Below are 25,057 nucleotides of genomic sequence, written 5' to 3' on the forward strand. Positions count from 1 at the left end.
GACCGAAGATAAAGATCTAATGAGCTGGTTGCAGTCCCTTTGTAACTAAATTTATTATGTAAAGTCATAGAAAGTAAAATAGCTCAATTATTGCTAGAATGCCTATGACTTTACATAACGAAATACTTTGCATAATTGCCGGACCCAGTTGCTCCTAAAATAATAACATTGTGCTTTTCTGTGATATATTCACAGGATGCAAGCCTTTCGATAAGTAACTTATTTAATTTTCTACCCGAATGGTAATTGATATCGGCAATACAACGCATCTTCTCTACGGAAATATGATAATTGAACTGCACAGTGAGTTTTTTCCATTGTGCAAGTTCATAAGGGGCAGACGGTAATGGTGCGAGAAATGGCTTCTCATCTTTGAGATAAACACTATAACGGCTGCCCTCCTTCTTTTGAAAAGGGCGACGGTTAAAAGCATCAAGGCGACGTTTTATTTCCCGGTTTAATTCTTCTAACGAAAAGAACTTCTCGTTCCGAAGAGCTGCTGTAATCCAAGTGGATATGTTACCGACAGTTCCTTCAACACCGGGCTTATCCTTGGGTGCCTTAACCCGAGCAGGGATCACCGCGGTGTCGTAGTGTTCAGCCATTTCATGATAGGTTTTATTGATTTTGGGCGTGAACCAGTCGCAATGCTCAACACCAGTCTTTAAGTTGTCGGGGATAAGCATACGGGTTACTCCGCCGAAGAACTGGTACATGTGAACATGGGCAGCAATCCAGCTTTCCAAATCCCTAGCAAAGAAGGCTTCAACATAAGCGTACAGGCTGTAATTCAAGACTCCGACAAAGATATAAGCCGGAATTTTTTCTCCTGTGTCACAATCTACAACGTAAGCCGGGTCACCGGCCCAGTCTACTTCAATCTGTTCACCCGGCTTGCGTGGAATATGCATGGTTGCCTGTTTCTTTTCCGCATGCTTCTGGTAATGGAAACAATACTGTGAATACATAAGTGGCAGTTCATTAGATTGCCTACATTCCTCACAATACTCATTCCAGAGCAGTTTAAGGGTTACCCCATTGCGCATCATTTCCTTATCGATATACTCGAAATTAGGATATTTACGCTGGGTTTGCGGAACTGATTTGTTAGGGAAGAAAAGATTCCCTAGTTCAGCATCCGTCATTTCGGCCTTTAAAGGCCAGGCAATGTTCAGTTCTTTTGCACGATTCAGGACATTACGAACCGTTTTTCGTGCACAGCCACAACTTTGGGCGATGCCGGTTTGATTAATCCCGAGACTTTGAAGTCTCAGGATTTCTCGATACTGGGTCATAGAAATGACCTCCCTCATAATGAATTTACATCAGAATCTGATGCACAATTTCATTATAAGGCGATTGGAACCGGCCCGGATTAGGTGAAACTTTACTCCGGAATGATTGGAACGAGAGTCCGGACAGGGTGGTAATTTGCACCCGGATTATTCACCCACACTAACCTTAGATAGCTGAGTTTCGTTCGCCATATGTATGTCATAGTATAGTTTACCGCTGGATCGTAGATCTGTATGGTGCCATAAGATCCGCCACGAACTCCACCGACAGTTCCGGCATGCGCTAATTTAATATCACTGGTTTGATTAACAACATTACACACGTCTACCCCTTCATGAATGCCAGGACCTGCTTCGCCCCATAGAAAATATGAGAAACTAATATTTTGTCCTGATGCAGTTGAGGAATTATTGTATGTTACATTAAAGACATGTTCCGCAAACCTTTTTGCTGTTTCACAGTAGATGTTAATTGCGGCAGTAGTAATCGGAACAGTGGAGTCAAAGTCGCATTGATCATCCGATTCACCGAAATATGGTATTGTCCCGTAGTAGGAAGAATAGAGATATATGTCTGTATCAATTTCATTAACATATGCTCTTTAAGAACTGCAACCAAGCCTTTCCTTACCCATCAAAGCGTCATAGAAGTAAGTATATTTAAAATACATATCGTAACCCACGTCCACCATAACTTTGTTGCTTGTATTCCCATAGATAGGAGTTTTGCCTGTAGTAGTCGTCCATGCGTTAAGGCATGTGTCACCCCAGCTATAAAGCTTTGAAGCGATTCCAATGGGACCAGATGCCATTCCACCAGCATTAACAGCTAAATCTTTTATCGCTGTCAATACTGCCTGAGTAGTTTCACCAGCTTGAGCTACCGTTTGCCATGTAGTCCATATATTAGTGAAATATGTGTCGAATTATGAGGGGGTCAGACCCCCGGGGAGGCTCCGGAGGAAGCTCCTCGAGCAAAGAAAAACGGTAGATTTCCTCCAAATAATCTTCCAGGACATCACCTTTTTATTACTATATTGAGTATTTCGTTGACCGAGCGCGGTCATCTCGGAAAGACAGAGCAGTCATCTCGGTATTTGAGAGCACTCGTCTCGGAATAGAGCGCAGTGACACTCTGGGGTTAAACTTGACATGGCCCCCACGGTATGTGCTTCAATGGGTCGAGGGGTGAGGCTCAAAGGAAGATTGTCTCTGGGGCAAGCCCCCCACCCCTTAGCTCAAGGGTAGCACCTCCCGTCCCCATATCAAGTTTTAATATTGGGTCAAAGGGACGAATAGATCCCTTTTTCAAGATGATCAGTTTATCGTGACGGATGCTGAATTTAACCGTGATAGGTGGTCTAATTCACCGCGATGCCTGCTCCGGCGAACCGAAATATTCACTATATGTCCTAGATGTTTGAAATTATAACCATTTTTAGTCCGTTTGAAATAGTAAAAAACACCACAACTGAGTTGATACACCAGCATTTGGCATCAGAATCAGCTATGGTGGCTTTCAGAAAAGTCAGGTCTTTCCCCTGATAGTCTGAATATATTACAAAGAGCCTAACTCAGAATTTACGTGTCGTTCGGGTTTGGTAACTTAGAGTTTTAATTATCTTAAATATTGTGCAATGTCTACATAACCTCCATTTACTAGTGCAGCGGCTCCATCTACGAAGTAATTAATATTCTCAAATATATGTCCCCCACCCTCATACTCCTTAACTACTTGAAATTTAAAGGTAATAGGATTTCCCACCTTGTACTTTTCAGTCAAGTCTCCTGCAAAAGGCCATTGGATGATGTCATCATCACACTTAAAAAATAACTTTGTTGAGTTAGTTTTTGAATCATAGCTAATTTGATCCAACGGAGCCGTAACATAGACTAGATCGCCTACATTAAAATCCTTAGTGTTATTTACATATTCATGAACTCCTTCATCAAAAAATTGACCTCGTAATTGAGATAAGGACAACTCCCTATTTAATACGGATCTGGTTAATGTCTTATGGGTAAGCGAAGGTACAAAATATGTTTTTTTTGTAGAGGAATCCGTGACATACTCTTTAACGTTACCGGCCTGGTCCGAAGCATAGCTTGCCCCACAGGCGACATCCCAATCAGTGAGTGCAGAATAACAATTCCATTTTTTCTTATCATTTTCTACAAAACGTATTTTGTAAATACCGTAAGGAGCAGCTGAGTTGTAGAACGAATGCTGATTATGCGTTACACTTCTATTAATAACGTCAGTTCCATTCGGATTAGTTACGATTACCGAAATAGTTTCAAACCAATTTAAAGGATCAATCGTTGCAAAAACATCCAAATTTAGATTTGACTTTCCTAAATTAGCATCGAGAATGGTACTCGCACCAAAAGTAGACGAATTAAAATCAATAGTTCCCGTAGAAGATCTTACCCATCCACATTGTTCTTCGATATTAGGACTAACATTATAAAATTGATTACTACCCGCTACGGCTACTTTCCATAACCCTTTTGCAAAAAGTGAAAGCCAATTTGTCGTAGCATAAACAGCAAAAGTTGGAACTATAGTCGCTATTAATGTTAGTGCAAGTATCTTTTTTAGCTTTTTAACCATATTTTTCTCCTCCTAACATAATCAGATATAGATAAGCCTTTCTACTTTTTTAAAAATCTTAGTATCCTTGATTTAAGAATTGCAGTGCTTGGAATGATAATAATAATGGCACCAAATATGGCGAGCATATCCATCACAGTATCCTGTGGAGAAACTAAATTAAATACACTCCAATACACTTTCCAAATGAAAAAGAAACTAAAAATCGTACTAAAAACATTTATTTTTTGTTCGTTTACTTGTATGAATATTTTTTCAACTTCTTCCTTTTTGTTTTTATTCATAAATACCTTCTATTCTTTATTATAAATGTTTATTAATAAGGGACTTCTACATATGGACGTATATGGATCTCTTGCGCCTCTGTTTTTGACAAAATATGTGTATAGTTTACCAATTTCCTTATTACACATCTCGCTAACCTTAGGTGTAAGCCAAGATTAATAAGAAAGATCGAGACCCTCAGTCCGAGGATATGCTCGCTATCGTTCCCTATAGAAAACTTTATACAATCATATATCTTCCCCCTTTAGGAAATATCCCCTTCACTTAATAGAGTGAACTACTACCCCAAAAGGTTACATTTATGTTATAATTTTCATGAAATAATTTTTCTAGGGAGATTATAGGGGTTCGTCAGGAGAGGGTGAATATATTGGATAATAATGCGCGTACAATGTTTGAAATATTATTTAAAAACCATTATAAGCAAATTTATAAAGCCGTCTATTACTATACAAAAAATGAATATATCTCAGAAGAAGCAGTTCAACAAGCTTTTATGATTGCTTTCAATAAAATAGACACTCTTGCCGATAAAGAAAAATTTTCTTCTTGGGTAACGGTCATTGCTATAAACGAAGCGAACAGTTTCTATAGAAAACAATCAAATATAGTGCCGTTTGAAGAATTAACTATTACTGATACCTCTTCGGAGAAGGAGTTCTCAGATGTGGAGTTTAAAATTGACATAGATGATATTTTCAATAAGCTTAAACCCCAAGATGCGCAAATTCTCGTACTAAAGTATTATGCGGATTTATCATTAGAAGAGATATCTTCCATCATGCATATCAATGTGCCAAACGTAAAGGTAAAACTTCATAGAGCAAAGAACAGGTTTAGACAAAAATTCGATGATTCTTATGATTATCGGCAAGGGGGTAGCAATAATGGCTCTATCTGAATCTCAGCTAGATGAATACATAAAGAACGAAGTGGCTAGGGAATTAGATAAAATTAAGGTTCCTGATGTCGATGAACAATGGGCAAAATTTCAAAAACGACTCCAAACGGAAGAAATGAATAATAAAGTGAACTCGATGTCAACGTGGCATAGAAAAGCAACTTGGGCTGCCGTTGTTTTCGCAATAATTAGTACGCTTCTGCTTAAGCCCACGTATGCGCAAGCTTTTGGCGAGAAATTCATGGAACTTTTCAGCGTAATCACAGGAAAAACTACCCAAAGTCAAATTGAGAGTTATCAATATAGTACTAGTCCAGATAAACCTATTGTGCAAGATTTCAATACAAATTATGAAAAGGACGTTACTCTCGAAGAGGCACAAGCAATGATTTCCTTTACCTTATCCCTCCCGAATTATTTACCGGAAGGATCTAAAGAAGGGAAAATAACAGTTACTTCAATAGGCTCAAACCTCGAAAAGGTAACAATTCAATACGAATTTGAAGGAAATAGTATTGTCCTTGAACAGAGCAAATTAGGCACAACTGCCTCAAGAGGGTCATTATATGATACAGATGACATGTCAGTAGAACAAATATCTATATCAGGACGACCGGCTACATTGTTTATCCATAAGACAGGACTGAATGCCTTAAATTGGGAATCGAAAGGTTTACTCTATCAACTGACGGGGAAAATTCCAAGGGAAGAACTACTAAAAATTTCTGACTCTATATCCTGAATTACCTGGCGTCAGTAAAAGACGGCTTCTGGAATCTACCAATCGCCGTCTTTTGTCCGTTTCAGACTGTTTTTCAGTGAGGCCCCTCATTGTTATTGGACATATATCATATTTGTGTATGATTGCCCACGTTCATTGATCGCGCCATCAAGGGATGTATGCTCAGCAACCACGCGGTAATAAAAGCCACTGGATACCTTTAGCAATTTCCCGCCGGAGATATAGGCTGATTCATAGTCGTAAAAACTATATGAATCAAGATTATACCAGTTTCCCCCAGATAAATATTGCAAGTGCAGAGTAAGACCAATTTTATCTACAGGATAGATTGTTGTTGTAGATCCGGAAATATTAATCGTTCCATCGCCATTACTGTTAATTAGACAATTACCTCCTGCTATCGTTATGTAGGCTTGGGGAGAGATGATAGTGTTCTGTTGTTGCGGCGATGCCATGAGCGGATTTGCGCCCATGAGAAGTAGAGATACCACGAGAAGAATTACGAAGTACTTTTTCATAGTTGACCCCTTCTTTCTGTTATTGTGTTCATATATAAGATGATTTGAGAGGGGGCAAAGGTTACATATGATTTTAATTTTATAAAAAGTCAAAGGATACTATTACATTTACCTTCATCATAGGTGCTGCCGGTAAGGATCTTATGAATTACTATGGTCAGTCCAACACTTAGCAGTTCACTTTCTACGATTTTCTCTTTCAAAAACTCATAGCACAGCTTTTAATTATGCTGTTCGAATAGTGCACGGGTACTTCCGGTGTAATTAGTGACCTTGCCGTTTTAAAAGATTTCCCTTGTATCGTGGTATGTAACTTCCTCGTTTTCTATCTTTCCGGAATGGAACGCAAATAAGATGCGAAAACTGTCTAGATATTTGTCCAGATCGGCTGCGGAAGCGATTTGGTAAAACCTCCACCTTTCTCTACCATTTACCTCCTATTATATCATACTCGTAAAATTCAACAGCGCCTGAATCTTAAGGGGAGGGATCGAGTAAAAGTACATCTTCGAAAATATTCTAATTGCATGCACAACCTTAACAGAACCGGGCGTACAGTTCTCCCGCCGGTATTGTCACCCACCGTAGGTGAAAAAAGTTTTCGGAATCATTTTTTATTTAAATTTCTCATTTCTTCAATGATTGTAAAAGCAGAAAACAAGATACTGAAAATAGTTCCAATTAAAAGACTTATTATAATCAAATACATTTCTTCATTCACTGAGAGGGTTTTCTTAAATAAAGTAATTAATAAATTCAAGATTCCATATAGTGAAAATAATATAATTAGAATAGTATAAAAAAATGTTCGAAGTAATTTTATAAAAAAGTTTCTGTATTCTTTTTGTATATCATTCAATTCATTCCCTCTTTTCTTTGATTGCTTTACGTATTAAACCTGAATTATTCACGGTTCTTCCAACAAATTAGTTCAACCATTGGAATCTAAGGCTTTAAAGCCAAAACTTTTTTCACCAAATAAATGAAAAAAGAATCCGTTTCTGTTAGAGTTAATTTTGCAGAAAAACAACCAACAGAAAGGATTCTTTTATGGCTACTTTATCGCAATTCACTCTTAATTTCAACCACAAAATCAAATTGTCTAACGATGGCGGTGCCCTTTCTTCGGATACTGGTGAGCTTCTTTTTAGAGAATTCGATGAGAAAATTGGGTTTTCAAAGACAGTAACAAAACATCTAAAACTAAATGATTCTAGGGCATATTACATCCACTCTAACGAGAACTTATTGCGTCAAAAAATTTATCAGATCATTGCAGGCTATTCCGAAGATGATGCCGCCGACCAATTAACTAAAGACCCTGTATTTACACAAGTCATAGGGACCCCGGCACTTGCTTCGTAGCCTAGTTTATCTCGCTTTTACTCGCGTTTTGATGAAGAATCTATTGAGCTTTTAAACCAAGCGAATCAAGAGTTGCTTGATAAAGTTCATTCGTTTCGAAAATCCGAAACCCTATTCATTGATCTGGATTCAACTCATTCCGATACCTATGGTGATCAGGAATCTTCATCTTACAATGCTCACTATGGAACTATGGGGTTTCATCCTTTGGTTGCCTTTGATGGTGCCACAGGTGACTTTCTCAAAGCGAAGCTCCGTCCTGGAAATGTATATACGTCTAACGGTGTCGTGGAATTCATTCAGCCGTTGATTGAACATTACAATGAGAAGTTTCCACAAACGAGTTTATTTCTCCGTGGGGACAGTGGATTTGCCGTTCCAGCCCTGTATGAATTGTGCGAGAAAGAATCGGTCTATTACATTATCCGGTTAAAATCCAATGCTCAATTACAACGTCTGGCGGAAGAATATCGCTCTTTTTCTAACCCTTGTGATATTTCAAAAGCAGAATATTATCTCGAAGAAAGCATTTACCAAGCAAAATCATGGTCAAAACCGAGAAAGGTGATTACCCAATCCGTAAGGCCTGCGGGTGAACTGTTTTTTCATCACTCCTTTTTTGTAACTAATTTTGAAATCGCTTCCCCCCAAGATATCGTCCATGCCTATCAAAAAAGAGGGACGATGGAGAACTACATCAAGGAAGCCAAAAATGGCTTTTACATGGACAAAATGAATAGCCATAGCTATCTCGTTAACGAAGTAAAGATGATGCTGAGTTTGCTCGCTTACAATTTGACCAACTGGTTAAGAACTCTTTGTTTTCCGCAAGGGCAAAAAACGATGCAAATCGATACCATTCGGACGCGGCTTATTAAAATAGCCAGTAAACTGGTGAAGTCGGGTAGATCTCTGTATTTTAAGTTATCTTCCAGTTTCGTATATCAAAACTTTTTTTGGAACGTAATGAGCCAACTGCAAAAACTTCAGATTTAATGAGCATTGCCTAAGTTTTACTAACGAAAAAAATCCAATGCTAGAAAAAAGGGAGAAGTCTACCTATTGGTGTGGGAAAATCAGGAAAAGGACTAGGCGGGTGAATTTTTGGACGGTCAAAAGGTCGCTTCCATCTATTCTAGGTTAGAAACTCCTTCGCTTTCGTCCTTATCAAGGGACTATGAATAATTCAGGTTAAATTATATTATAACAAAAAGGAACCGATAAGGAATTACAATGAGGAACTACTTGAAGATTCAAGTAGTTCCTCGTAGTACCAATAAGGTCTAAATATGGTAATCTAAATAAATATAATCAGGAGTCTCATCAGTTGTCCATCCAAAGCCAAAACTTCCATTTCCATACCAATCAATTGATGGAGTAAGTGAAACGGTTTGGTGTCCGTAAGCAAAGTTAACTCCAACTATACTTTGATAACCTTGAACGTAAGCCTCTGTTACAGCATATCCAGTTTTTGCCCAATTAAATGGATTACCGCCCACATATGCAAGGGGGAATACACAAGAGGCACCTTCACCGGATCTAAGTTCCCAACCGTGACGGCCAGACTGTCCGCCTGTATAATAAGGAACAACGTGATTCTACGAGTCATTACTACCGGTTTGAACAAATCCACCTGACCAACCTATTGCTACTACATCGTAAAATTCGAATATTGGCATACTAGACCAGTTCCACGATAATTGTGTTCTTAGTTGTGTTCTATTGGTACTAGAGTTGTAAGAAAAAGAAATTACCGACGGAGTAATGCTAACTGTAGCAGCTAAAGCAGCCATTTCCACTTCTGAGCCCTTAAAGTTCTTAAGTATATTGATTTGTTCATCGGTATATCCTAGTTGTTTTAGCGATTCTTTACCAAGTTTGCTTCTTTCCACTAATTCTTGTTTGTACTTATCAACTGACGGAAGATTGATAATTTCATTATCGGTTAATCCCATTAACCTCAGTTCGCTTTTATTTTTATCCTGAAGCTCTTTTAAATATTCGTATTCATTGAGTGTAATTTTTTTTGCACTTAAATCTGGTTGGGCGGAAACTGATGGTGTTCCAGATAGGGAAAAGACTAATATACCAGCTAATAAAATGGAAAAAAACTTTTTCATTCATATCCCCTCCTGTTAAAATTACTTAAAAAACGCGGCGTACCACTTTTTTGGAACTGAAACTAGTTTTTTCTCGCATTACGCTTTTGACTTAATCAACTAGTCTCAATTCCTTAAGAATAATTTATATCATATCTCTTCCCCCCTTCTGGAGATATTCCCTTCACTAAATAGAGTGAATTACTACCCCAAAAGGTTACATATATTTTAAAAAAGTTTAAAAAAATTAACGGATACTCCCTTCAAAGAGGAGTATCCGTTTTATTAAGTTTATATAACTTTTCAAAAACACCTAAGCAGTCTGACTATCCTTATCCTGGCCTTCCAATTGAACAGAAAGAACTTTTGACACTCCGGATTCCTCTATTGATATCCCATAGAGGACATCTGCCGCTTCCATAGTCCCTTTACGGTGGGAAATGACTAGAAACTGAGTAGAATCGGATAAGCGGTGGATATATTGGGCAAACCGACTGACATTAGCATCATCTAGGGAAGCTTCGATTTCGTCAAGGACACAGAAAGGACTAGGCTTTACCTTCAGCAAGGCGAAAAGCAAGCCAATGGCCGTTAGGGCACGTTCCCCCCGGAGAGGATGGAAAGAAGTTGGGCTTTTTTCCCGGCGGTTGGGCGATAATCTCTACCCCGGTTTCCAAAAGATTCGCGGGATCTACTAACCGCAGTTCGGCAAAGCCGCCATTGAATAGTTCCTTGAAGACCAATTTAAAGGCCTCATTAACAGCCTCGAATCCTTCGGCAAAACGCTCTTGCAGTTTAATTAAAACTCTCGTAAAGCTAGTGTTCTTCAGGGTGAAGAACACTGGCATTTTGGAGAAAAAGATGAAGAAGTTAATAAAAAGGATAATCTCTATTTTTGTTATCATCTTGCTAATAAGTACAGTGATAACTTCCCCCATTCTTTTTCAGGAAGGGCCAACCCTCTTCCAATTGTGTATGGTATGGGGAAGCTTCATTTTACTGACCAGAAATCTGTTAAAATTGGACATCAGAGATATATGACTAAAACTCCAACCTTAGAGGATGGTAAAAATATCAAAACGGAAGTTATCGTGACGGAAGAGACATACAATCCTTATTACGTGATTGATGGAAAACGCTATAAAGCACACTGGAATACTATTATGGAGGATTACTATGTTTGGTATTTAACTGAATTCTAACCAATAATCAGAGTATAAAGCAACAACTAAGAGGGGCTATTTCTCAACGAGAAAACTAGTTGAGAAATAGCCCGTTCCACATGTTTAAATGACCCCATCGTCACCCATCACCACCCTAATCACCTTGACTTATACAATCATATATCTTCACCTCTTTTTGGAGATATCCCTTTTACCTAATAGAGCGAATTAATGCTCCAAAAGGTTAAACATAATTTGGAAAAAAGTTAAAGGATACCCCTAATTAAAAAAGGAGTATCCTTCGCTTATTTAGAATATGTAACTTTAAAAAGCCTCACGCTGTCTGACTATCATTATCCTTGCCTTCCAATTGGACGGACAGTACTTTCGACACTCCCGATTCCTCCATGGATTTTCCTTAGAGAACATTTGCATCTTCCATGGTTCCTTTACGTTGAGAGATAACTAATGTCACCCAATTCATTTCTCCTGCTAATGGTAATTTACCTTCTTAAGAACGAGACTTCTTTCAGCGGGGGATTCGACCCCCACTGAAGGTTAGTCGAGTCCATACTGGACTTAACCGCCCTTGGGCACCCGCCACCTATAGAGGCAGGGGTCTTAGGGCGGGTTAGTTCAGTGATAAAGTTACAAGAAGGGCGGGACCGGAATGAATGATGCAATCATCGAGCGCACACCACTGGTTATTGCAGCGGAAATTAATATGATTAACTACCAGACCGGAAAGATTCTGCTGACTAACGCTATCGAAATCGGTCGGCGGCTAAATGAAGCTAAGGTTATGCTCCCCTATGGGGAATGACAACCCAAATTGTATCGATGCATAATTTGACCTATACCCAAATACAAGGATATTACGATTTTAAGTACACCATTATAGGCAATATGGGCAGTATATCCCGCAGTTGACGGATACTTTAATGCGTGTTTACATATAACTAATAAAAGGAGTTGCCGCTTCTGGCATAGCGGCTAGTCCTAAATCAGGTAGACCGCCTTATGCAGGCGGTCTTGTTATTTTCTGTGCAATAAGCACAAAGAAACAACTCCTAGATAATTGCACCATATTTCCTACACATCCGCGTGATATTTTCCGGAGTAAATCAACGCCCCTAAAAGTACATATATTCGAAAAATAAAAAAGTCAAAGGATACTCCAATTTAAAAAGGAGTATCCTTTGTTTTTTCGTCTATACATCAGGCCTATTTAAACCCATCCAGGCTTAGCCCATCACCTCAAGCAGTCCAGGTATCCTTATCCTGCCCTTCCAGCTGAACGGACAGCAGCTTAGATACCCCCGACTCCTCCATGGATATCCCATAGAGAACATCTGCCGCTTCCATGGTTCCTTTACGGTGGGAGATGACCAGGAACTGAGTGGAGTCCGCCAAGCGGTGGATGTATTGGGCAAAGCGGCTGACATTGGCATCATCCAGAGAAGCCTCGATTTCATCAAGGATACAGAAGGGGCTGGGCTTCACCTTCAGCAGGGCGAAGAGCAGGCCGATGGCTGTCAGAGCCCGTTCTCCTCCGGAGAGGAGGGACAATAGCTGAGGTTTTTTCCCCGGTGGCTGGGCAATGATTTCTACCCCAGTTTCCAGGAGATTCGTGGGGTCAACTAAGCGCAGTTCGGCAAAGCCCCCGTTGAACAGTTCCTTGAACACCACTTTAAAGGCCTCATTAACAGCCTCAAAACCTTCAACAAAGCGTTCAGACATGGTTTTATCCAATTCGGCAATTAAATTGCGAAGGGACTCATTAGCCTCCTCCAGATCCTGTCCTTGTATAGATAAAAAGTCAAATCGCTCTTGCAGTTTAGGATATTCCTCAATCGCTGCTTGATTCACCGGTCCCAGCAACTCGATCTGCAGCTTCACTTCTTGGATCCGTCCCGACAACTCTGTGCGGGTCCTTTCTGTCTGATAGGCTTGTGCTTCATCCCAGGTTATGGCGAATTCCTCTTGCAAACGCTTATAGCCGCTTTCCCACTCTGCATCCCAACGGGCAATCTTCACCTCTAAATTATGGAGCTTTTGTTCAAAGCTTTGCTGCTCATGTCTTTTTTGTTGGGCAAAGTGCTCTAACTCCACAAGCTCCTTTGAGGAAGCCTCTCGTTCTTTCCGCATGCGGACCATAGTTTCTTGGGCTTGGAGTTGCCGCTCACTCATTGCAACGCGCCGGTTCTCCCATTCTTTTTGCTCCTGAATTAAACGTTCTTTACCGTCTTTCAGGTCTTGCCATTCCCGGCGTTTCTGCTCTAAAAGCAGCTTATTTTCCTGCCAGAGGGTTTGTTCTTGTTCCAAGCGCTCTTCGGCTTGTTTAATTTCTTGCTCCCACTTGGCCCCTTGTACCTTAGCCTTAGTCAAATGTTCTTGAAGTCCCTCTATTTCACGACTTGCCCGCTGGTTCTTTTCCTCTTGAAGGGTTATCGCCCCTTGAGCCTCTTGGATCTGTTGCGAAAGAATACTTTGTTTCTTTTCAAGGAGGGCCTGACGCTGGAGAAGCTCTTCTTTTTCTTGATCAATCCCCTTCATCCGTTTAGTCAAGGTGCTGATCTCGACCTCAACCCTTTGGATCTGTTCATGCAGGTTGGTTTCTTGGGTTCTTACGACAGCCAAAGTCGATTTAAGCTCTTGACCTTCAATCGAAAGGGTTTTAAGCTTTTCCTCATATTTCTGGATCTGAGCAGTAAGCTCCTTAACCTTCTCTGCCAGTTCTCGATGATGAATACGAGTTGCTTCACATTCAGCATGGAGCTGTTGTATTTCTCGGGATCTTCCCAAGATATTGGAGCCTTTTCTTTGGAAGCTCCCCCCGGTTAGGGAGCCGCCGGGATGGACCTGGTCTCCTTCTAAGGTGACGATTCGAGCGCGATAGCCGGAAGCCCGCGCTACCCGGGTGGCTGCCTCCATATCGGTAACGATAAGGGTTCTGCCTAATTGAGACTCGAAAGCCTTCCGATATTTTTCCTCAAAACTAATCAGACCAACGGCCAAGCCGATAAATCCCGGATCATTGGCAGCCTCTTTCGCAACATTCGCCTTACCTCCTTGAATCACATCAAGGGGCAAGAAGGTTCCCCGGCCCAGATTATGAGCCTTAAGATAGCGGACCGCTTCTTTCGCACCTTTTTCCGTTTCGGCGATAATATTTTGGATTCCGCCGCCTAAAGCCACTTCGATCGCTACTTCATACCGTTCTTCCACCTGTAGTAAATCTGCTAAGGTCCCGCAAAGCTCTTGACAGGCAGAGACCTTATTTTTCTTAGCCAGCATAAGCTCCCGAACACCCCGCTGGTAACCGTCCAGGGAGTCCTCAAGGTTCTTCAAGGCCTGGTAGCGAGCGGATTTTTTCTCCAGCTCAGTATTTAACAGCCGAAGTTCATTTTGCCGGCTTTGATTCTGCTGGCGTAGACGGATAAGTCCTTCGTGGACTTGCTCCGTCAGCTGCTGATTTTCCTTTTGTCTATTAAGAAGGGTGTCAGTCTCTCCCTTTACCCCTTCCAACTGTTGTTTATATGTAGCATTAGTTAATTCTTTATCCTCTTTTTCATTAATAAGCTCTTGAAGTGTGATATTTTTCGAATCATGTTGATGGGTGACCTGGCTTAATTCTGCTAATGATTCCGTAAGCTTTCTTTGGAGCTGAGCAAGATCATCCTTTAAGGCTTCCATTTCCACTAGCCCATTGCTTGCTTTCGCTTCAGCTAAGCGTTGTTCATCCACTTTTAAGGTCTGCTTTGCCTCTTCAATAGTTTTGAGAAGAAGGGATTTTCGCCCCTCTAATGCCCGTAGCTGTTCAGAACTATTGTGGGCCTTATTTTCGTTAATGGTCACTTCTGCGGCGACACGGGTAATTTGCTCACCGAGATAGCTCTCTCTCTCTTGGCGCAACCGCAATTCCTGGGTGATTTCATGCAAAGCTTGATCGATTTCATAGGCGAGTTCCTGTTGCTTTTGAATGCGCTCATCCAGTTGATTAAGATTGAACTTATTATTTAGTATTTCCGTTTCTTTTTGACTTAAAGAAGCCACCACTTCAGCGATAGCCGATTGCAGCTCCTTAGTCTCTTCTACCGAGGAGGTGAGTTTTGTGCGTACTTCCTTCAAATCCCTGGAAACGATCTCGATTTCAAGTGCTTTTTGTTCAGTAGTTAATTGAACTGCTTGCTTAGCAATAGCAGCTTGTTCCTCCAAAGGCCCCAGCTGGCCTTCTATTTCTGCTAAAATATCCCTGATCCGTTCCAAATTACGCTCAGTCTCATCCAAACGTTTAAGTGCTTCCCGTTTGCGCATCCGGTATTTCGTGATTCCGGAAGCTTCCTCGATCAGGGTACGGCGTTCTTCGGAACGCAAATTAAGTATCTCTTCAACGCGGCCTTGCCCGATGATCGAGAAACCTTCTTTTCCTGCACCCGTATCCATAAAAAGCTCGTGGATATCCTTTAGTCGGCAAGAAGAGCGATTAATAAAATACTGACCCTCCCCATCCCGGTATACCCTGCGCGTGATGGTAACTTCCTGGTAGTCCAGTGGGAATATGCCCGTTGAGTTGTCGAAAACCAAAGACACTTCCGCCATCCCCACGGGACGTCTCACACTGCTGCCGGAAAAGATTACATCTTCCATCTTGCTGCCACGGAGATTTTTGGCGCTTTGTTCCCCGAGTACCCAGCGGATGGCATCGGCTACATTGCTCTTGCCGCTCCCGTTGGGTCCGACAACAACACTCAAGCCATGCCCCAATTCCAGCTTGACCCTGTCTGCAAAGGACTTAAACCCTTGGATCGTAATGGATTTCAAGAAAACAGGGAGAGCTCCGGCCTTAGCCATTCTCCTCCCCTCCCAGCTCATTTAAGACTTGTTGGGCAGCCCGTTGTTCTGCTTCCTTTTTGGTACGCCCGATTCCTTTTCCTCTTAGATTACCTTGGAGGAATACCCCGGCAGTAAAACGCTTGTTATGATCCGGACCCTCTTCGGCCAGAATTCGATAAGTAACTTCCGTCTCTTCCCGTTGTGCTTTTTCCTGAAGCATAGTTTTATAATCTCCATAATTACCTTGTGCCACTTCCGCAATTTCATCCTTCAACAGGGTTAAAACCACTCGCCTCGCCTCTTGAAAGCCATATTGCAGATAAATTGCTCCGACTACTGCCTCCCAGGCATCGGCGAGAATTGAAGGCCTTTCCCTGCCGCCTGAGACTTGCTCTCCTTTACCTAAAAGCAATTCCTCACCAAGCTTGATTTTCATAGCCGTGCGGGCTAAAGTGCTCTCATTAACCACCGCAGCCCGCATCTTTGTTAATTCTCCCTCCGGACGCTCCGGATAACTTAGATAAAGATATTCAGCTACCACAAAATCGAGAATCGCATCTCCTAGGAACTCCAACCTCTGATTATTTTCCAAACCGGCTTTGGGGTTTTCAAACAAGTAGGAAGGATGGGTTAAAGCGGTAGTTAACAAACGATTGGGAGGGCTATCCAGCTCCAATCGTTTTGCGAGATCTGCTCCCGTGGGAATCCGCTTTAAAGTATCTCCATGATACTTATGTCGCTTATTCCCATGAAGACCATGCTTTGGTGCTTTTGCTGTACCCTGACGTTTCTTTTCCACCGCTCAAACTCCTTACTGAACCTAAAACTTTTTTAATACAATTGTAGCATTATGTCCTCCAAAACCAAAGGTATTTGATAAAGCAATTTTAACTTCTTTCTTTCTTGCTTCATTCGGAACATAATCTAAATCGCATTCCGGGTCAAGCTCGCCATAGTTGATGGTCGGTGGGATGACCCCGTGTTTAATAGTTAACGCACAAGCTATGGCCTCAATAGCTCCCGCGGCTCCGAGAAGATGTCCTGTCATAGATTTGGTAGAACTGATGGCAACCTTTTGAGCCGCCTCCCCAAAGAGGGTTTTGATGGCTGCCGTCTCCGCCACATCATTGGCATTGGTTCCGGTGCCATGGGCATTGATATAATCCACAGCCTCCGGCTGTATCTGGGCCCCGGATAAGGCCATTTTCATGGACTGAATCGCCCCCGCACCTCCCGGTGCCGGTGCAGTGATATGATGAGCGTCACAGGTGCTGCCATAGCCGACAAGCTCAGCATAGATTCTTGCCTCCCGTTTTTGGGCATGTTCAAGAGATTCCAGAACAATAATTCCGGCTCCTTCTCCCATAACAAATCCTGAACGTCTTGCATCAAAGGGACGACAAGCCTCTTTGGGGGTTTCATTCTCGGTAGACATAGCTTTCATAGCGCAAAAACCGGCAAAAGCCAGGGGGACAATGGGCGCTTCGGTTCCTCCGCAGACAACTACATCCGCGTAGCCGTTCTCAATCATCCGCATAGCTTCCCCAATAGCATTGGTGGCAGAAGCGCAGGCTGTTGCCACGCTTAAGCTGGAGCCTTGAAAGCCAAACTCAATAGAGATATGACCGGCAGCCATATTGGAGATCAGCATGGGGATAAAAAAGGGACTGATTCTTCCCGGCCCTTTGGTCATAAGCACTTCTTTCTGCTGCTCTAGGGTGGTAACTCCACCGACACCGGTCCCGACTATGACACTGGCTCGCTCTTTGTCAAGCCGGTTTAAATCAAGCTCAGAATCCTTAATTGCCATTTTAGCCGCCGCCATAGCTAATTGGGTAAACCGGTCCATGTGACGGCTCTCTTTACGATCCAACCAATCCGTAGGTTCAAAATCTTTAATTTCTCCTGCCACTTTCGTAGGCATTTCACTAACATCGAAGCGGGTGACAAAATCAATTCCTGATTGTCCATTAATTAGACTTTCCCAGAATTTTCCCAAATTATTCCCTACTGGAGACACAACTCCCATTCCAGTGATTACCGCACGTTTCTTATCCATATTCATCCCCCTATATCAGTGATCAAAAACTTAAGCACGGAGTATTTCTTCGCGAATATTTTCGAATATCTCATGAACAGGCAAAACTTCTTTGATGCGAGTATAATGAGCACCTGAGAAAACCAAGCCCTCCTTAATATTCCCTTGTTGGGCTTTGACCAAGCGGTCCATAATGCAAAAGTTCCGTTCACAATTTTTAAGGCATTGGTCGCAGCCGATTCGCCGCACTTCCTTACCTGCGGCCAAATCATCGGTAAACTGATTGCGTAAGCTGCGTCCCGGCAACCCCACAGGGCTATGGACGATAAACATATCCTTTTCCTGTGCTTGGATAATATGTTGTTTCCATTCCGGAGCAGCACTGCTTTCTTCACTGACTGCGAAGCGTGTACCCATTTGAACACCGTCGGCCCCTAAACGCAGCACTTCAACTACATCTTTACCATCAATGACGCCGCCGGCACCGATAACGGGAATCCTAACAGCTTCCTTCACCTCAGGAAGAATTTCCCGCATGGAGCGATCCGTACCCAGATGTCCGCCCGCCTCCACACCTTCCACAATTACTGCCGCTGCACCGAGTTTTTCGGATAAGCGCGCCAGCTTTGCCGAAGATACAATGGGGACTACGGGAATCCCCGCTTCTTTTCCCCAGGTAAACATATCACGGGAAAAGCCTGCTCCGGATACGAGAAGATCAATCTTTTCATCAAAAGCTGCCTTAACCAGCTGAGCGAACTCGCGAACGGCAAACATGATATTAACCCCAATAATTCCCTTAGTACGTTTCCTGGCCTCACGAATTTCCTGTTTTAATTCCTCGACACTTAAGCCACTGCCGGCGATCAAGCCGATACCACCCTCCTCGGCAACCGCTGCAGCTAAAGGAGCCATAGATATTCTTACTGCCATCCCCCCTTGGATGATGGGCATTTTGGCGACATAATGGGCAAGGTGGAGTTCAGGTATTTTCACTTAAGTTCCTCCATTCGAATCTAAGACCTTTAATGCCTTATTTGCTCTTATCCACTAAATAGTTTGCCTGATTCCTCTATATTAATCCCCCGGCCTAATTGGCATTTTCTGATTTTATGACCTGATCACAAATTTATCTCAAAGAAAATATGCCTCACCGAAAGAGAAGAAAGCTTTAAAAGAAAGCCCCGCAGCATTCTACGGGACTCTCTATGTACTCAGGGTTTGCCCATTCTAATCGCCACTAATGCTCCTGCCCTTTGTGCGGGAGATAAGTGGCGCTAAGAGCTGGATAAGTCAACTAGACTTCAGATGGCTTTCAGCCTTCATCTGAAGTAAGTTTCCTTTACTGATTTTCCTTGATGTAGTTTACCGCATCACCCACAGTACGAATTTTTTCTGCATCCTCATCAGGTATATCGAGATCAAATTCTTCTTCAAGAGCCATAATAAGTTCAACGATATCCAGGGAATCCGCATTCAAATCTGCGAAGGTGGTTTCTAGTGAAATTTCGTCTTCTTCTACCCCAAGTTGATCAACTACGATTGATTTAACTTTATCGAAAACGCTCATGCTGCCTATTCACCTCCTCTCAATGCTTTACTATTATAAGCCCTTATGGGCTATGACAGTCGTCTTTTTGAAAAATTTCCTACATGACCATACCGCCATCTACGGCTAGGGTTTGTCCCGTGATATAGGAAGCCGAAGTTGAAGCCAAAAAGACAACTGTTTTTGCCACATCTTCCGGTTTTCCCATTCTTCCCAATGGAACTTGTTCTAAAACCTGGTCCTTTACTCCTTCTGCTAAGGATTCCGTCATATCCGTAGAAATATACCCCGGAGCCACAGCATTAACGCGAATTCCCCGGGATGCCAGCTCACGGGCAATAGATTTCGTAAAGCCAATGATTCCTGCCTTAGCAGCCGCATAGTTAGCCTGCCCGGCATTCCCGGTAATCCCTACCACAGATGAAATATTGATAATAACCCCGGAGCGCTGCTTCATCATCGGTTTGCTTACCGCCTTAGTGCATAAGAAAACCCCCTTGAGATTCGTATTTAATACAGCATCCCAATCCGTTTCTTTCATGCGCAGAAGCAAAGTATCCCGGGTGATTCCGGCGTTGTTGACTAAAATATCGATTTTACCGTAGGTTGTAAGGGTTGTTTGTATAAGCCTTTCGACATCTTCGCCCTGGCTTACATCTGCCCTGACTGCACAGGCCTCTCCCCCTAATTCTTGGATTAAGCGTACAGTCTCTTCGGCCTTCTCAGCATGCCCAGCATAGTTTACCACAACCTTAGCGCCGGCGCGAGCCAATTCCAAAGCTATGGCCCTGCCAATACCGCGCCCTCCTCCGGTAACAATAGCCACGCTATTATCCAGCAACATTTTATCTACTCTCCTTTAAATATGCAAGTAGCTTTTCAAGAGAAGGAAGATCTTCAGCATTCATTAAGGTCACACCGGGAAGGATTTTCTTGACAAGCCCGGTTAAGACCTTTCCCGGTCCTAATTCGATAAAAGTATCTACCCCGCGTTCCCCTAACAAGCGGATCGATTGCTCCCAGAGTACCGCGCCGCTAACCTGGCCAACTAAACTTTCTGTGATGAATGCCGTGTCCGTGACCTCCTGTGCATCAATATTAGCGATGATGGGGGCACTGGGTGGCTGCCAGTCTATTGCCTCAAGAACCAAGCGCAAATCCTCTCCCACCCTCTTCATCAAAGGGGAATGAAAGGGACCGCTGACAACTAAGCTCATAGCCCGCTTAGCTCCCAACTCCTTGGCATATTGACAAGCCTTTTCAACCCCTGCCGCCTCTCCGGAGATGACAATCTGACCAGGGGAATTATAGTTAGCAGGGCCAACTACCCAGTTTCCCTCAGCATTCGCCCGTTGGCAAGCTTCTTCCACCTTAGGCGTCTCTAAACCGAGTATCGCAGCCATAGCTCCCTTTCCTTCAGGAACAGCAGCTTGCATTAACTCACCGCGTCTGCGCACTACTCTTAAAGCATCCTCTAAGGAAATACTCCCGGCCGCCACATAAGCCGAATATTCTCCCAGGCTGTGACCGGCAAAATAATCAGGACGAACACCGGCCTCTTGCAACCCACGCCAAGCAGCAACACTAGTCAGCAATATTGCCGGCTGGGTATTGGCGGTCTTTTTCAATTACTCTTCAGGTCCGTCCATGAGGACCCTAATAAATTCTTCCCCAAGAACCCGCTTTCCAGTCTCTAACAGTTCATTTCCCCACGGGGCGGCAAAAAGTTCCTTGCCCATCCCCACGTACTGGGAGCCTTGACCGGGGAACATACATGCTATTTTGGCCAATTCATTTGCTCCTTTCGTCCTTGAGTTGTGTTTAGGGTCAATGCTCGGGTCGTGTAGCTTTTCGCACACCATTCACTTAGTAGCTCCGGGGCTGCCTCACTCGCTTCAAATATCGAACCCTCGGCGGTCTAGTAGCTTTTGGAGACGCCGCCTCGGCGAAAATGTCCACTGGACACTTTCGACGCCAAACCCTTCTGCTTTCTGCATGTGAACCAATGGCTCCGCTACCCATCAGAAGCTTGTTCGCCTGACCGCCCCTCCGCTAAAATCCTTCACTCTTGTGCGAAAAGCTACGCTTACAGGTCTTTGAAGGGAACGTTTAGAACCTCTCCTTTTTCCTCCAAGAGAATCAAGAGCCTGAAAAGCAGCCCAAGGATTTTGCTTTAAGGCAGAGAACGCATTCTAAGCGAGCAGGAAACAAAATTTCGCGAAAAGCTTGCAGCGGAGACGTGTTGGAAACAGGACGTTTCCAACCGGCTACGAGGCAGGAGCCGATTTAGCCGGGAACATGTCGGAGCGGAAAGCTTGAGCGTTAATTTTGTCCGCGCAGCTTACGGAGTGAACGCCGAAAGCAAAATCCTGGAGAGTCCTGACTTAAAAAACCTACGATTTCCCAAAACGCTCACTTAACCGTGCTAATTCCCGCTCAGCACCCCGCATCACATCTTGCACGATGTCAGCCGCAGACTCAATCTTCTCGACTGCTCCGGCGATTTGCCCGGACATTATTGATCCGTTCTGAGTATCTCCCTCAACCATGGCCAAGCGCAGCTTTCCTGCTCCCATTTTTTCAAGGTCCTCCGGGGAGGTTCCCTCTTTTTCTAATTGCTCGAACTCCCGAGTTAATTTATTTCCTATGCACCGAACCGGATGACCTGTGGAACGCCCGGTAACTACAGTATCCCGATCCTTAGCCTTAATAATCATTTCTTTTACCTTCGGCGAAATGGTACACTCGGTAGCACACATAAAGCGGGTACCCATCTGTACACCTTCGGCACCTAAAGCCAAGGCGGCAATTAATCCGCGACCATCGTAGATTCCACCGGCTGCAATAACCGGAATCCTAACAGCATCCACCACCTGAGGCACGAGGGGAAGCGTACTTATTTCACCGATATGTCCGCCGGACTCCATCCCTTCGGCGATTAGGGCGTCAACACCTGCTTTCTCTAAGCGCTTTGCCAAAGCTACGGAGGCTACGACCGGGATGATTTTCGTTCCCACTTCTTTGAGCATGGGAATATATTTGCCGGGATTCCCAGCTCCGGTAGTAATGACGGGAACCCGCTCTTCCACGATTACTTCCATCACCTCATCCAAGAAGGGAGACATTAACATAACATTTACACCGTAGGGTTTATCCGTTACCTTCTTAATCTTGTTGATTTCTAATCTTAGCCAATCAGCAGGCGCTTGTCCGGAGCCAATAATCCCCAAACCGCCTGCCTCCGAGACCGCAGCAGCCAGTTCCCCGGTAGCGGTCCAAGCCATTCCCCCTTGAAAAATAGGATACTCAATGCCAATCAGTTCGCAAATTTTTGTTTTAATCACGTGTTAAACTCCTTTCTTGGACCACTTTAAAACGGCGGCTCCCCAAGTCAAACCTGCTCCAAAACCAACCATAACCAGAGTGTCTCCATATTTTAACCGTCCGCCCCGGGCGGCTTCATCCAAAGCCACGGGAATTGAAGCAGCGGACATATTTCCATAACTGTCTAGGTTGACTACTACCTTTTCCGGATCGATTCCTAAGCGCTTAACCGCTGCATCGACAATGCGGGTATTGGCCTGGTGAGGAATAAGACAGTCGATATCCTCCTTGGCTAAGCCTGCTTTAGTCAGGGCTTTTAAAGCTGTCTCGCCCATAATCCTCACGGCAAATTTAAAAACTTCACTTCCGGCCATATGGATAGAGTGCATTTTCTTCTCAACGGTTTCTTTAGTGGCGGGATACATGGAGCCACCTCCAGGCAAGGACAAGAGATGCCCACCGGAACCATCCATGCCCAGATCAAACCCTAAAAATCCATAACCTTCTTCCACTTGCTGCAAGACCGCCGCACCGGCACCATCGCCAAATAGAATACAGGTACCCCTGTCTTCCCAGTTCAAGATCTTGCTTAAGGTTTCACCACCAACAACCAGAACATTCTTATACATACCTGTCGCAATGAATTGGGCGGCAGTAGTAACCCCATAAAGGAAACCCGTACAAGCAGCTTCCAAATCAAAAGCCGCTGCCCTTTTAGCCCCTAATCGATCCGCTACAATACCTGCCGTAGCCGGAAAAACAAAATCAGGGGTAACTGTAGCCACAATGATTAAATCCAATTCTTCAGGTGCAAGTTTTGCGTCAGCCAAGGCCCGTAATGCCGCCTGATAGCACAACTCCGAGACAGGGGTCTCCGGATCTGCAATATGCCTTTCCCGTATCCCCGTCCGGGTAACAATCCACTCATCGTTGGTATCTACGATTTTTTCCAGATCAAAGTTCGTTAAAACCCTTTCCGGGACATATGAACCGGTTCCCACGATTCCTACACTCACCATTATGCTTTTCCTTCTTTCTTGGTTCTTCGTTCGAAAACCGCTACTGTCTAGGGGCTGTAAATCGTGGAAGTTCTTTCTTAATCTCCTCAATAAAGCCACTCTCAACACATTCCTTCGCCACTCTAATGGCGTTAAATATGGCCTTTTCATTAGAACTGCCATGAGAGATAATACTGATGCCGTTAACACCGAGAAGAGGTGCTCCACCGTATTCGGCATAATCCATCATTTTGCCGATTTCTTTTAACCCGGGTTTGATTGCAAGTGCTCCCAGCTTGCGTACGGTTGTAGCTGTTATCTTTTCTTTAATCAGCTGAAATAAGGCACCGGCCAGCCCCTCTGTGGTCTTTAATATCACATTGCCTACAAATCCCTCACAAACTACCACATCCGCCCGACCGTGTGGGATATCCCGGCCTTCCACATTCCCGATGAAATTTAAAGGTGCCTCTTTAAGGAGGGGATAGGTAGCTTGGGTCAGTTCGTTCCCCTTGGTCTCCTCAGTGCCAATATTAAGCAGACCTACCCGCGGATTTTTTATACCTAAGATATTCTCCGCATAGACACTTCCCATCATCGCATACTGAACCAGGTGCTCCGGTTTGGCATCAGGGTTAGCCCCCACATCCAGGAGCAGCTTGCCTCCCTCAAGGGTAGGCAATACAGTGACAATAGCCGGACGGTCAATTCCTTTGATACGACCTAAGCCGAGCAAGGAGGCAGCCATTTGAGCGCCGGTACTTCCCGCACTGACCAAAGCATCAGCCTCTCCCTCTTTCACCAAGCGGGTAGCCACTACAATGGAAGAGTCCTTCTTTTTACGAACCGCCTGAGCGGGATGTTCATCCATCTCTACTACTTCAGAAGCTTCTTTAATCCGGATTTTCCGAGGCAACTCACCCCGGGGCAAAAACTCTTTAATGCGCTCAGGTTGACCTACTAAAATGACTTCTATATCAAAATGCTCTATGCTTCGGAGCGCCCCTTTAACAACCTCTTCCGGTGCATAATCCCCGCCCATGGCATCCACAGCTATTTTCATTGCCGCACTCTCCCTTCTTACAATTCCGAGGGCTTTTCAATAGCAAATACAACCCAAGTCCCGGATAGAACAACCTCTTGACTGACATATGATGTAATTTCAACCCAATACTTATTCTTTTTATTGCGGAGAACTTTGCCCTCGGCAATAATCGTCTCTCCATAACGGACAGGCCGCAAAAACCTCATATCCACGCTTCCCGTAACTACAACCTCCGCGTCCACCAAAGCGATAGCAAGAGAGTTGGCTTGGGCAAACAGGTGATGG

The 25,057-nt window shown here is 43.6% G+C and carries 21 protein-coding genes and 4 pseudogenes; 5 read left to right on the top strand and 20 right to left on the bottom strand.

Annotated features, from left to right (window positions below):
• Positions 1–110 precede the first annotated feature (110 nt).
• The 5 genes from istA to AC1U9U_RS07670 all read right to left on the bottom strand — a co-directional run bounded on the left by istA (position 111) and on the right by AC1U9U_RS07670 (position 4,193).
• Positions 111–1,295: an IS21 family transposase gene (gene istA / locus AC1U9U_RS07650; protein ID WP_479959962.1), complete on the bottom strand. Its 1,185-nt coding sequence runs from the start codon at positions 1,293–1,295 to the stop codon at positions 111–113.
• A 92-nt stretch (positions 1,296–1,387) separates the two neighbouring features.
• Positions 1,388–1,618 carry a hypothetical protein gene (locus AC1U9U_RS07655; RefSeq protein ID WP_479959963.1) on the bottom strand — a complete coding sequence of 77 codons (231 nt, stop codon included), beginning with the start codon at positions 1,616–1,618 and terminating at the stop codon, positions 1,388–1,390.
• A 279-nt stretch (positions 1,619–1,897) separates the two neighbouring features.
• Complete coding sequence (locus AC1U9U_RS07660; RefSeq protein ID WP_479959964.1) at positions 1,898–2,146, bottom strand: hypothetical protein; 249 nt, start codon at positions 2,144–2,146, stop codon at positions 1,898–1,900.
• A 767-nt stretch (positions 2,147–2,913) separates the two neighbouring features.
• Positions 2,914–3,909, bottom strand: coding sequence for a hypothetical protein (locus tag AC1U9U_RS07665; protein ID WP_479959965.1), 996 nt, complete (start codon positions 3,907–3,909; stop codon positions 2,914–2,916).
• Between the two features lie 41 nt (positions 3,910–3,950).
• On the bottom strand, positions 3,951–4,193 hold the full coding sequence (locus AC1U9U_RS07670; RefSeq protein ID WP_479959966.1) for a hypothetical protein: 243 nt from the start codon (positions 4,191–4,193) through the stop codon (positions 3,951–3,953).
• A 371-nt stretch (positions 4,194–4,564) separates the two neighbouring features.
• On the opposite strand from AC1U9U_RS07670, the gene AC1U9U_RS07675 reads away from it, so the two are divergent.
• On the top strand, positions 4,565–5,095 hold the full coding sequence (locus AC1U9U_RS07675; protein WP_479959967.1) for an RNA polymerase sigma factor: 531 nt from the start codon (positions 4,565–4,567) through the stop codon (positions 5,093–5,095).
• Positions 5,082–5,837: a DUF4367 domain-containing protein gene (locus tag AC1U9U_RS07680; RefSeq protein ID WP_479959968.1), complete on the top strand. Its 756-nt coding sequence runs from the start codon at positions 5,082–5,084 to the stop codon at positions 5,835–5,837. The genes AC1U9U_RS07675 and AC1U9U_RS07680 overlap by 14 nt, the downstream gene beginning before the upstream one ends.
• A 92-nt stretch (positions 5,838–5,929) precedes the next feature.
• Here the strand turns inward: AC1U9U_RS07680 and AC1U9U_RS07685 are convergent, their stop codons facing one another.
• Positions 5,930–6,355, bottom strand: coding sequence for a hypothetical protein (locus AC1U9U_RS07685; RefSeq protein WP_479959969.1), 426 nt, complete (start codon positions 6,353–6,355; stop codon positions 5,930–5,932).
• A gap of 1,050 nt (positions 6,356–7,405) precedes the next feature.
• Between AC1U9U_RS07685 and AC1U9U_RS07690 the strand changes: the two are divergent.
• A pseudogene (locus tag AC1U9U_RS07690) lies at positions 7,406–8,716 on the top strand (IS1380 family transposase).
• A 287-nt stretch (positions 8,717–9,003) separates the two neighbouring features.
• Here AC1U9U_RS07690 and AC1U9U_RS07695 read toward each other — a convergent pair.
• From AC1U9U_RS07695 to AC1U9U_RS07705, 3 genes and pseudogenes are all read right to left on the bottom strand, one after another.
• Positions 9,004–9,219 (bottom strand): hypothetical protein, encoded by a 216-nt coding sequence (locus AC1U9U_RS07695; RefSeq protein ID WP_479959970.1) that lies wholly within the window; start codon positions 9,217–9,219, stop codon positions 9,004–9,006.
• Positions 9,220–9,318: 99 nt separating this feature from the next.
• Positions 9,319–9,840 (bottom strand): hypothetical protein, encoded by a 522-nt coding sequence (locus AC1U9U_RS07700; protein ID WP_479959971.1) that lies wholly within the window; start codon positions 9,838–9,840, stop codon positions 9,319–9,321.
• 292 nt (positions 9,841–10,132) lie between these two features.
• Positions 10,133–10,613, bottom strand: a pseudogene (locus tag AC1U9U_RS07705) (chromosome segregation protein SMC); the annotation flags it as partial.
• Between the two features lie 186 nt (positions 10,614–10,799).
• Between AC1U9U_RS07705 and AC1U9U_RS07710 the strand changes: the two are divergent.
• Positions 10,800–11,021, top strand: coding sequence for a hypothetical protein (locus tag AC1U9U_RS07710; RefSeq protein WP_479959972.1), 222 nt, complete (start codon positions 10,800–10,802; stop codon positions 11,019–11,021).
• A gap of 631 nt (positions 11,022–11,652) precedes the next feature.
• Positions 11,653–11,802: pseudogene (locus AC1U9U_RS07715) on the top strand (DUF3102 domain-containing protein); the annotation flags it as partial.
• Between the two features lie 437 nt (positions 11,803–12,239).
• Here the strand turns inward: AC1U9U_RS07715 and smc are convergent.
• From smc to AC1U9U_RS07770, 11 genes and pseudogenes are all read right to left on the bottom strand, one after another.
• Positions 12,240–15,836, bottom strand: coding sequence for a chromosome segregation protein SMC (gene smc, locus AC1U9U_RS07720; RefSeq protein ID WP_479959973.1), 3,597 nt, complete (start codon positions 15,834–15,836; stop codon positions 12,240–12,242).
• Entirely contained in the window at positions 15,829–16,617 is a 789-nt protein-coding gene (gene rnc, locus AC1U9U_RS07725; RefSeq protein WP_479959974.1) for a ribonuclease III, read from the bottom strand. The genes smc and rnc overlap by 8 nt, the downstream gene beginning before the upstream one ends.
• Positions 16,618–16,638: 21 nt before the next feature.
• The gene (gene fabF / locus AC1U9U_RS07730; protein ID WP_479959975.1) at positions 16,639–17,877 is read right to left on the bottom strand and encodes a beta-ketoacyl-ACP synthase II; all 1,239 of its coding nucleotides are present in this window, start codon (positions 17,875–17,877) and stop codon (positions 16,639–16,641) included.
• 30 nt (positions 17,878–17,907) lie between these two features.
• Entirely contained in the window at positions 17,908–18,852 is a 945-nt protein-coding gene (locus tag AC1U9U_RS07735; protein WP_479959976.1) for an NAD(P)H-dependent flavin oxidoreductase, read from the bottom strand.
• Between the two features lie 346 nt (positions 18,853–19,198).
• The gene (gene acpP, locus AC1U9U_RS07740; RefSeq protein ID WP_479959977.1) at positions 19,199–19,426 is read right to left on the bottom strand and encodes an acyl carrier protein; all 228 of its coding nucleotides are present in this window, start codon (positions 19,424–19,426) and stop codon (positions 19,199–19,201) included.
• 79 nt (positions 19,427–19,505) lie between these two features.
• The gene (fabG, locus tag AC1U9U_RS07745) at positions 19,506–20,249 is read right to left on the bottom strand and encodes a 3-oxoacyl-[acyl-carrier-protein] reductase (protein WP_479959978.1); all 744 of its coding nucleotides are present in this window, start codon (positions 20,247–20,249) and stop codon (positions 19,506–19,508) included.
• 1 nt (position 20,250) lies between these two features.
• Positions 20,251–21,195 (bottom strand): annotated as a pseudogene (fabD, locus tag AC1U9U_RS07750) (ACP S-malonyltransferase).
• Between the two features lie 603 nt (positions 21,196–21,798).
• Positions 21,799–22,749, bottom strand: coding sequence for an enoyl-[acyl-carrier-protein] reductase FabK (fabK, locus tag AC1U9U_RS07755; protein WP_479959979.1), 951 nt, complete (start codon positions 22,747–22,749; stop codon positions 21,799–21,801).
• 3 nt (positions 22,750–22,752) lie between these two features.
• Positions 22,753–23,748 (bottom strand): beta-ketoacyl-ACP synthase III, encoded by a 996-nt coding sequence (locus AC1U9U_RS07760; RefSeq protein ID WP_479959980.1) that lies wholly within the window; start codon positions 23,746–23,748, stop codon positions 22,753–22,755.
• A gap of 40 nt (positions 23,749–23,788) precedes the next feature.
• On the bottom strand, positions 23,789–24,790 hold the full coding sequence (plsX, locus tag AC1U9U_RS07765; protein WP_479959981.1) for a phosphate acyltransferase PlsX: 1,002 nt from the start codon (positions 24,788–24,790) through the stop codon (positions 23,789–23,791).
• 17 nt (positions 24,791–24,807) lie between these two features.
• On the bottom strand, positions 24,808–25,057 hold a 250-nt coding region (locus AC1U9U_RS07770), incomplete at its 5' end, for a hotdog domain-containing protein (protein WP_479959982.1).

The organism is Desulfitobacterium sp., assembly GCF_982384815.1.

Bases quoted from the DNA above. Each gene is read 5' to 3' on its own strand.
- istA (WP_479959962.1), bottom strand. From the start codon at position 1,295: ATGACCCAGTATCGAGAAATCCTGAGACTTCAAAGTCTCGGGATTAAT.
- AC1U9U_RS07665 (WP_479959965.1), bottom strand. From the start codon at position 3,909: ATGGTTAAAAAGCTAAAAAAGATACTTGCACTAACATTAATAGCGACT.
- AC1U9U_RS07670 (WP_479959966.1), bottom strand. From the start codon at position 4,193: ATGAATAAAAACAAAAAGGAAGAAGTTGAAAAAATATTCATACAAGTA.
- AC1U9U_RS07680 (WP_479959968.1), top strand. From the start codon at position 5,082: ATGGCTCTATCTGAATCTCAGCTAGATGAATACATAAAGAACGAAGTG.
- AC1U9U_RS07685 (WP_479959969.1), bottom strand. From the start codon at position 6,355: ATGAAAAAGTACTTCGTAATTCTTCTCGTGGTATCTCTACTTCTCATG.
- AC1U9U_RS07700 (WP_479959971.1), bottom strand. From the start codon at position 9,840: ATGAAAAAGTTTTTTTCCATTTTATTAGCTGGTATATTAGTCTTTTCC.
- AC1U9U_RS07710 (WP_479959972.1), top strand. From the start codon at position 10,800: ATGGGGAAGCTTCATTTTACTGACCAGAAATCTGTTAAAATTGGACAT.
- smc (WP_479959973.1), bottom strand. From the start codon at position 15,836: ATGGCTAAGGCCGGAGCTCTCCCTGTTTTCTTGAAATCCATTACGATC.
- fabF (WP_479959975.1), bottom strand. From the start codon at position 17,877: ATGGATAAGAAACGTGCGGTAATCACTGGAATGGGAGTTGTGTCTCCA.
- acpP (WP_479959977.1), bottom strand. From the start codon at position 19,426: ATGAGCGTTTTCGATAAAGTTAAATCAATCGTAGTTGATCAACTTGGG.
- fabG (WP_479959978.1), bottom strand. From the start codon at position 20,249: ATGTTGCTGGATAATAGCGTGGCTATTGTTACCGGAGGAGGGCGCGGT.
- AC1U9U_RS07760 (WP_479959980.1), bottom strand. From the start codon at position 23,748: ATGGTGAGTGTAGGAATCGTGGGAACCGGTTCATATGTCCCGGAAAGG.
- plsX (WP_479959981.1), bottom strand. From the start codon at position 24,790: ATGAAAATAGCTGTGGATGCCATGGGCGGGGATTATGCACCGGAAGAG.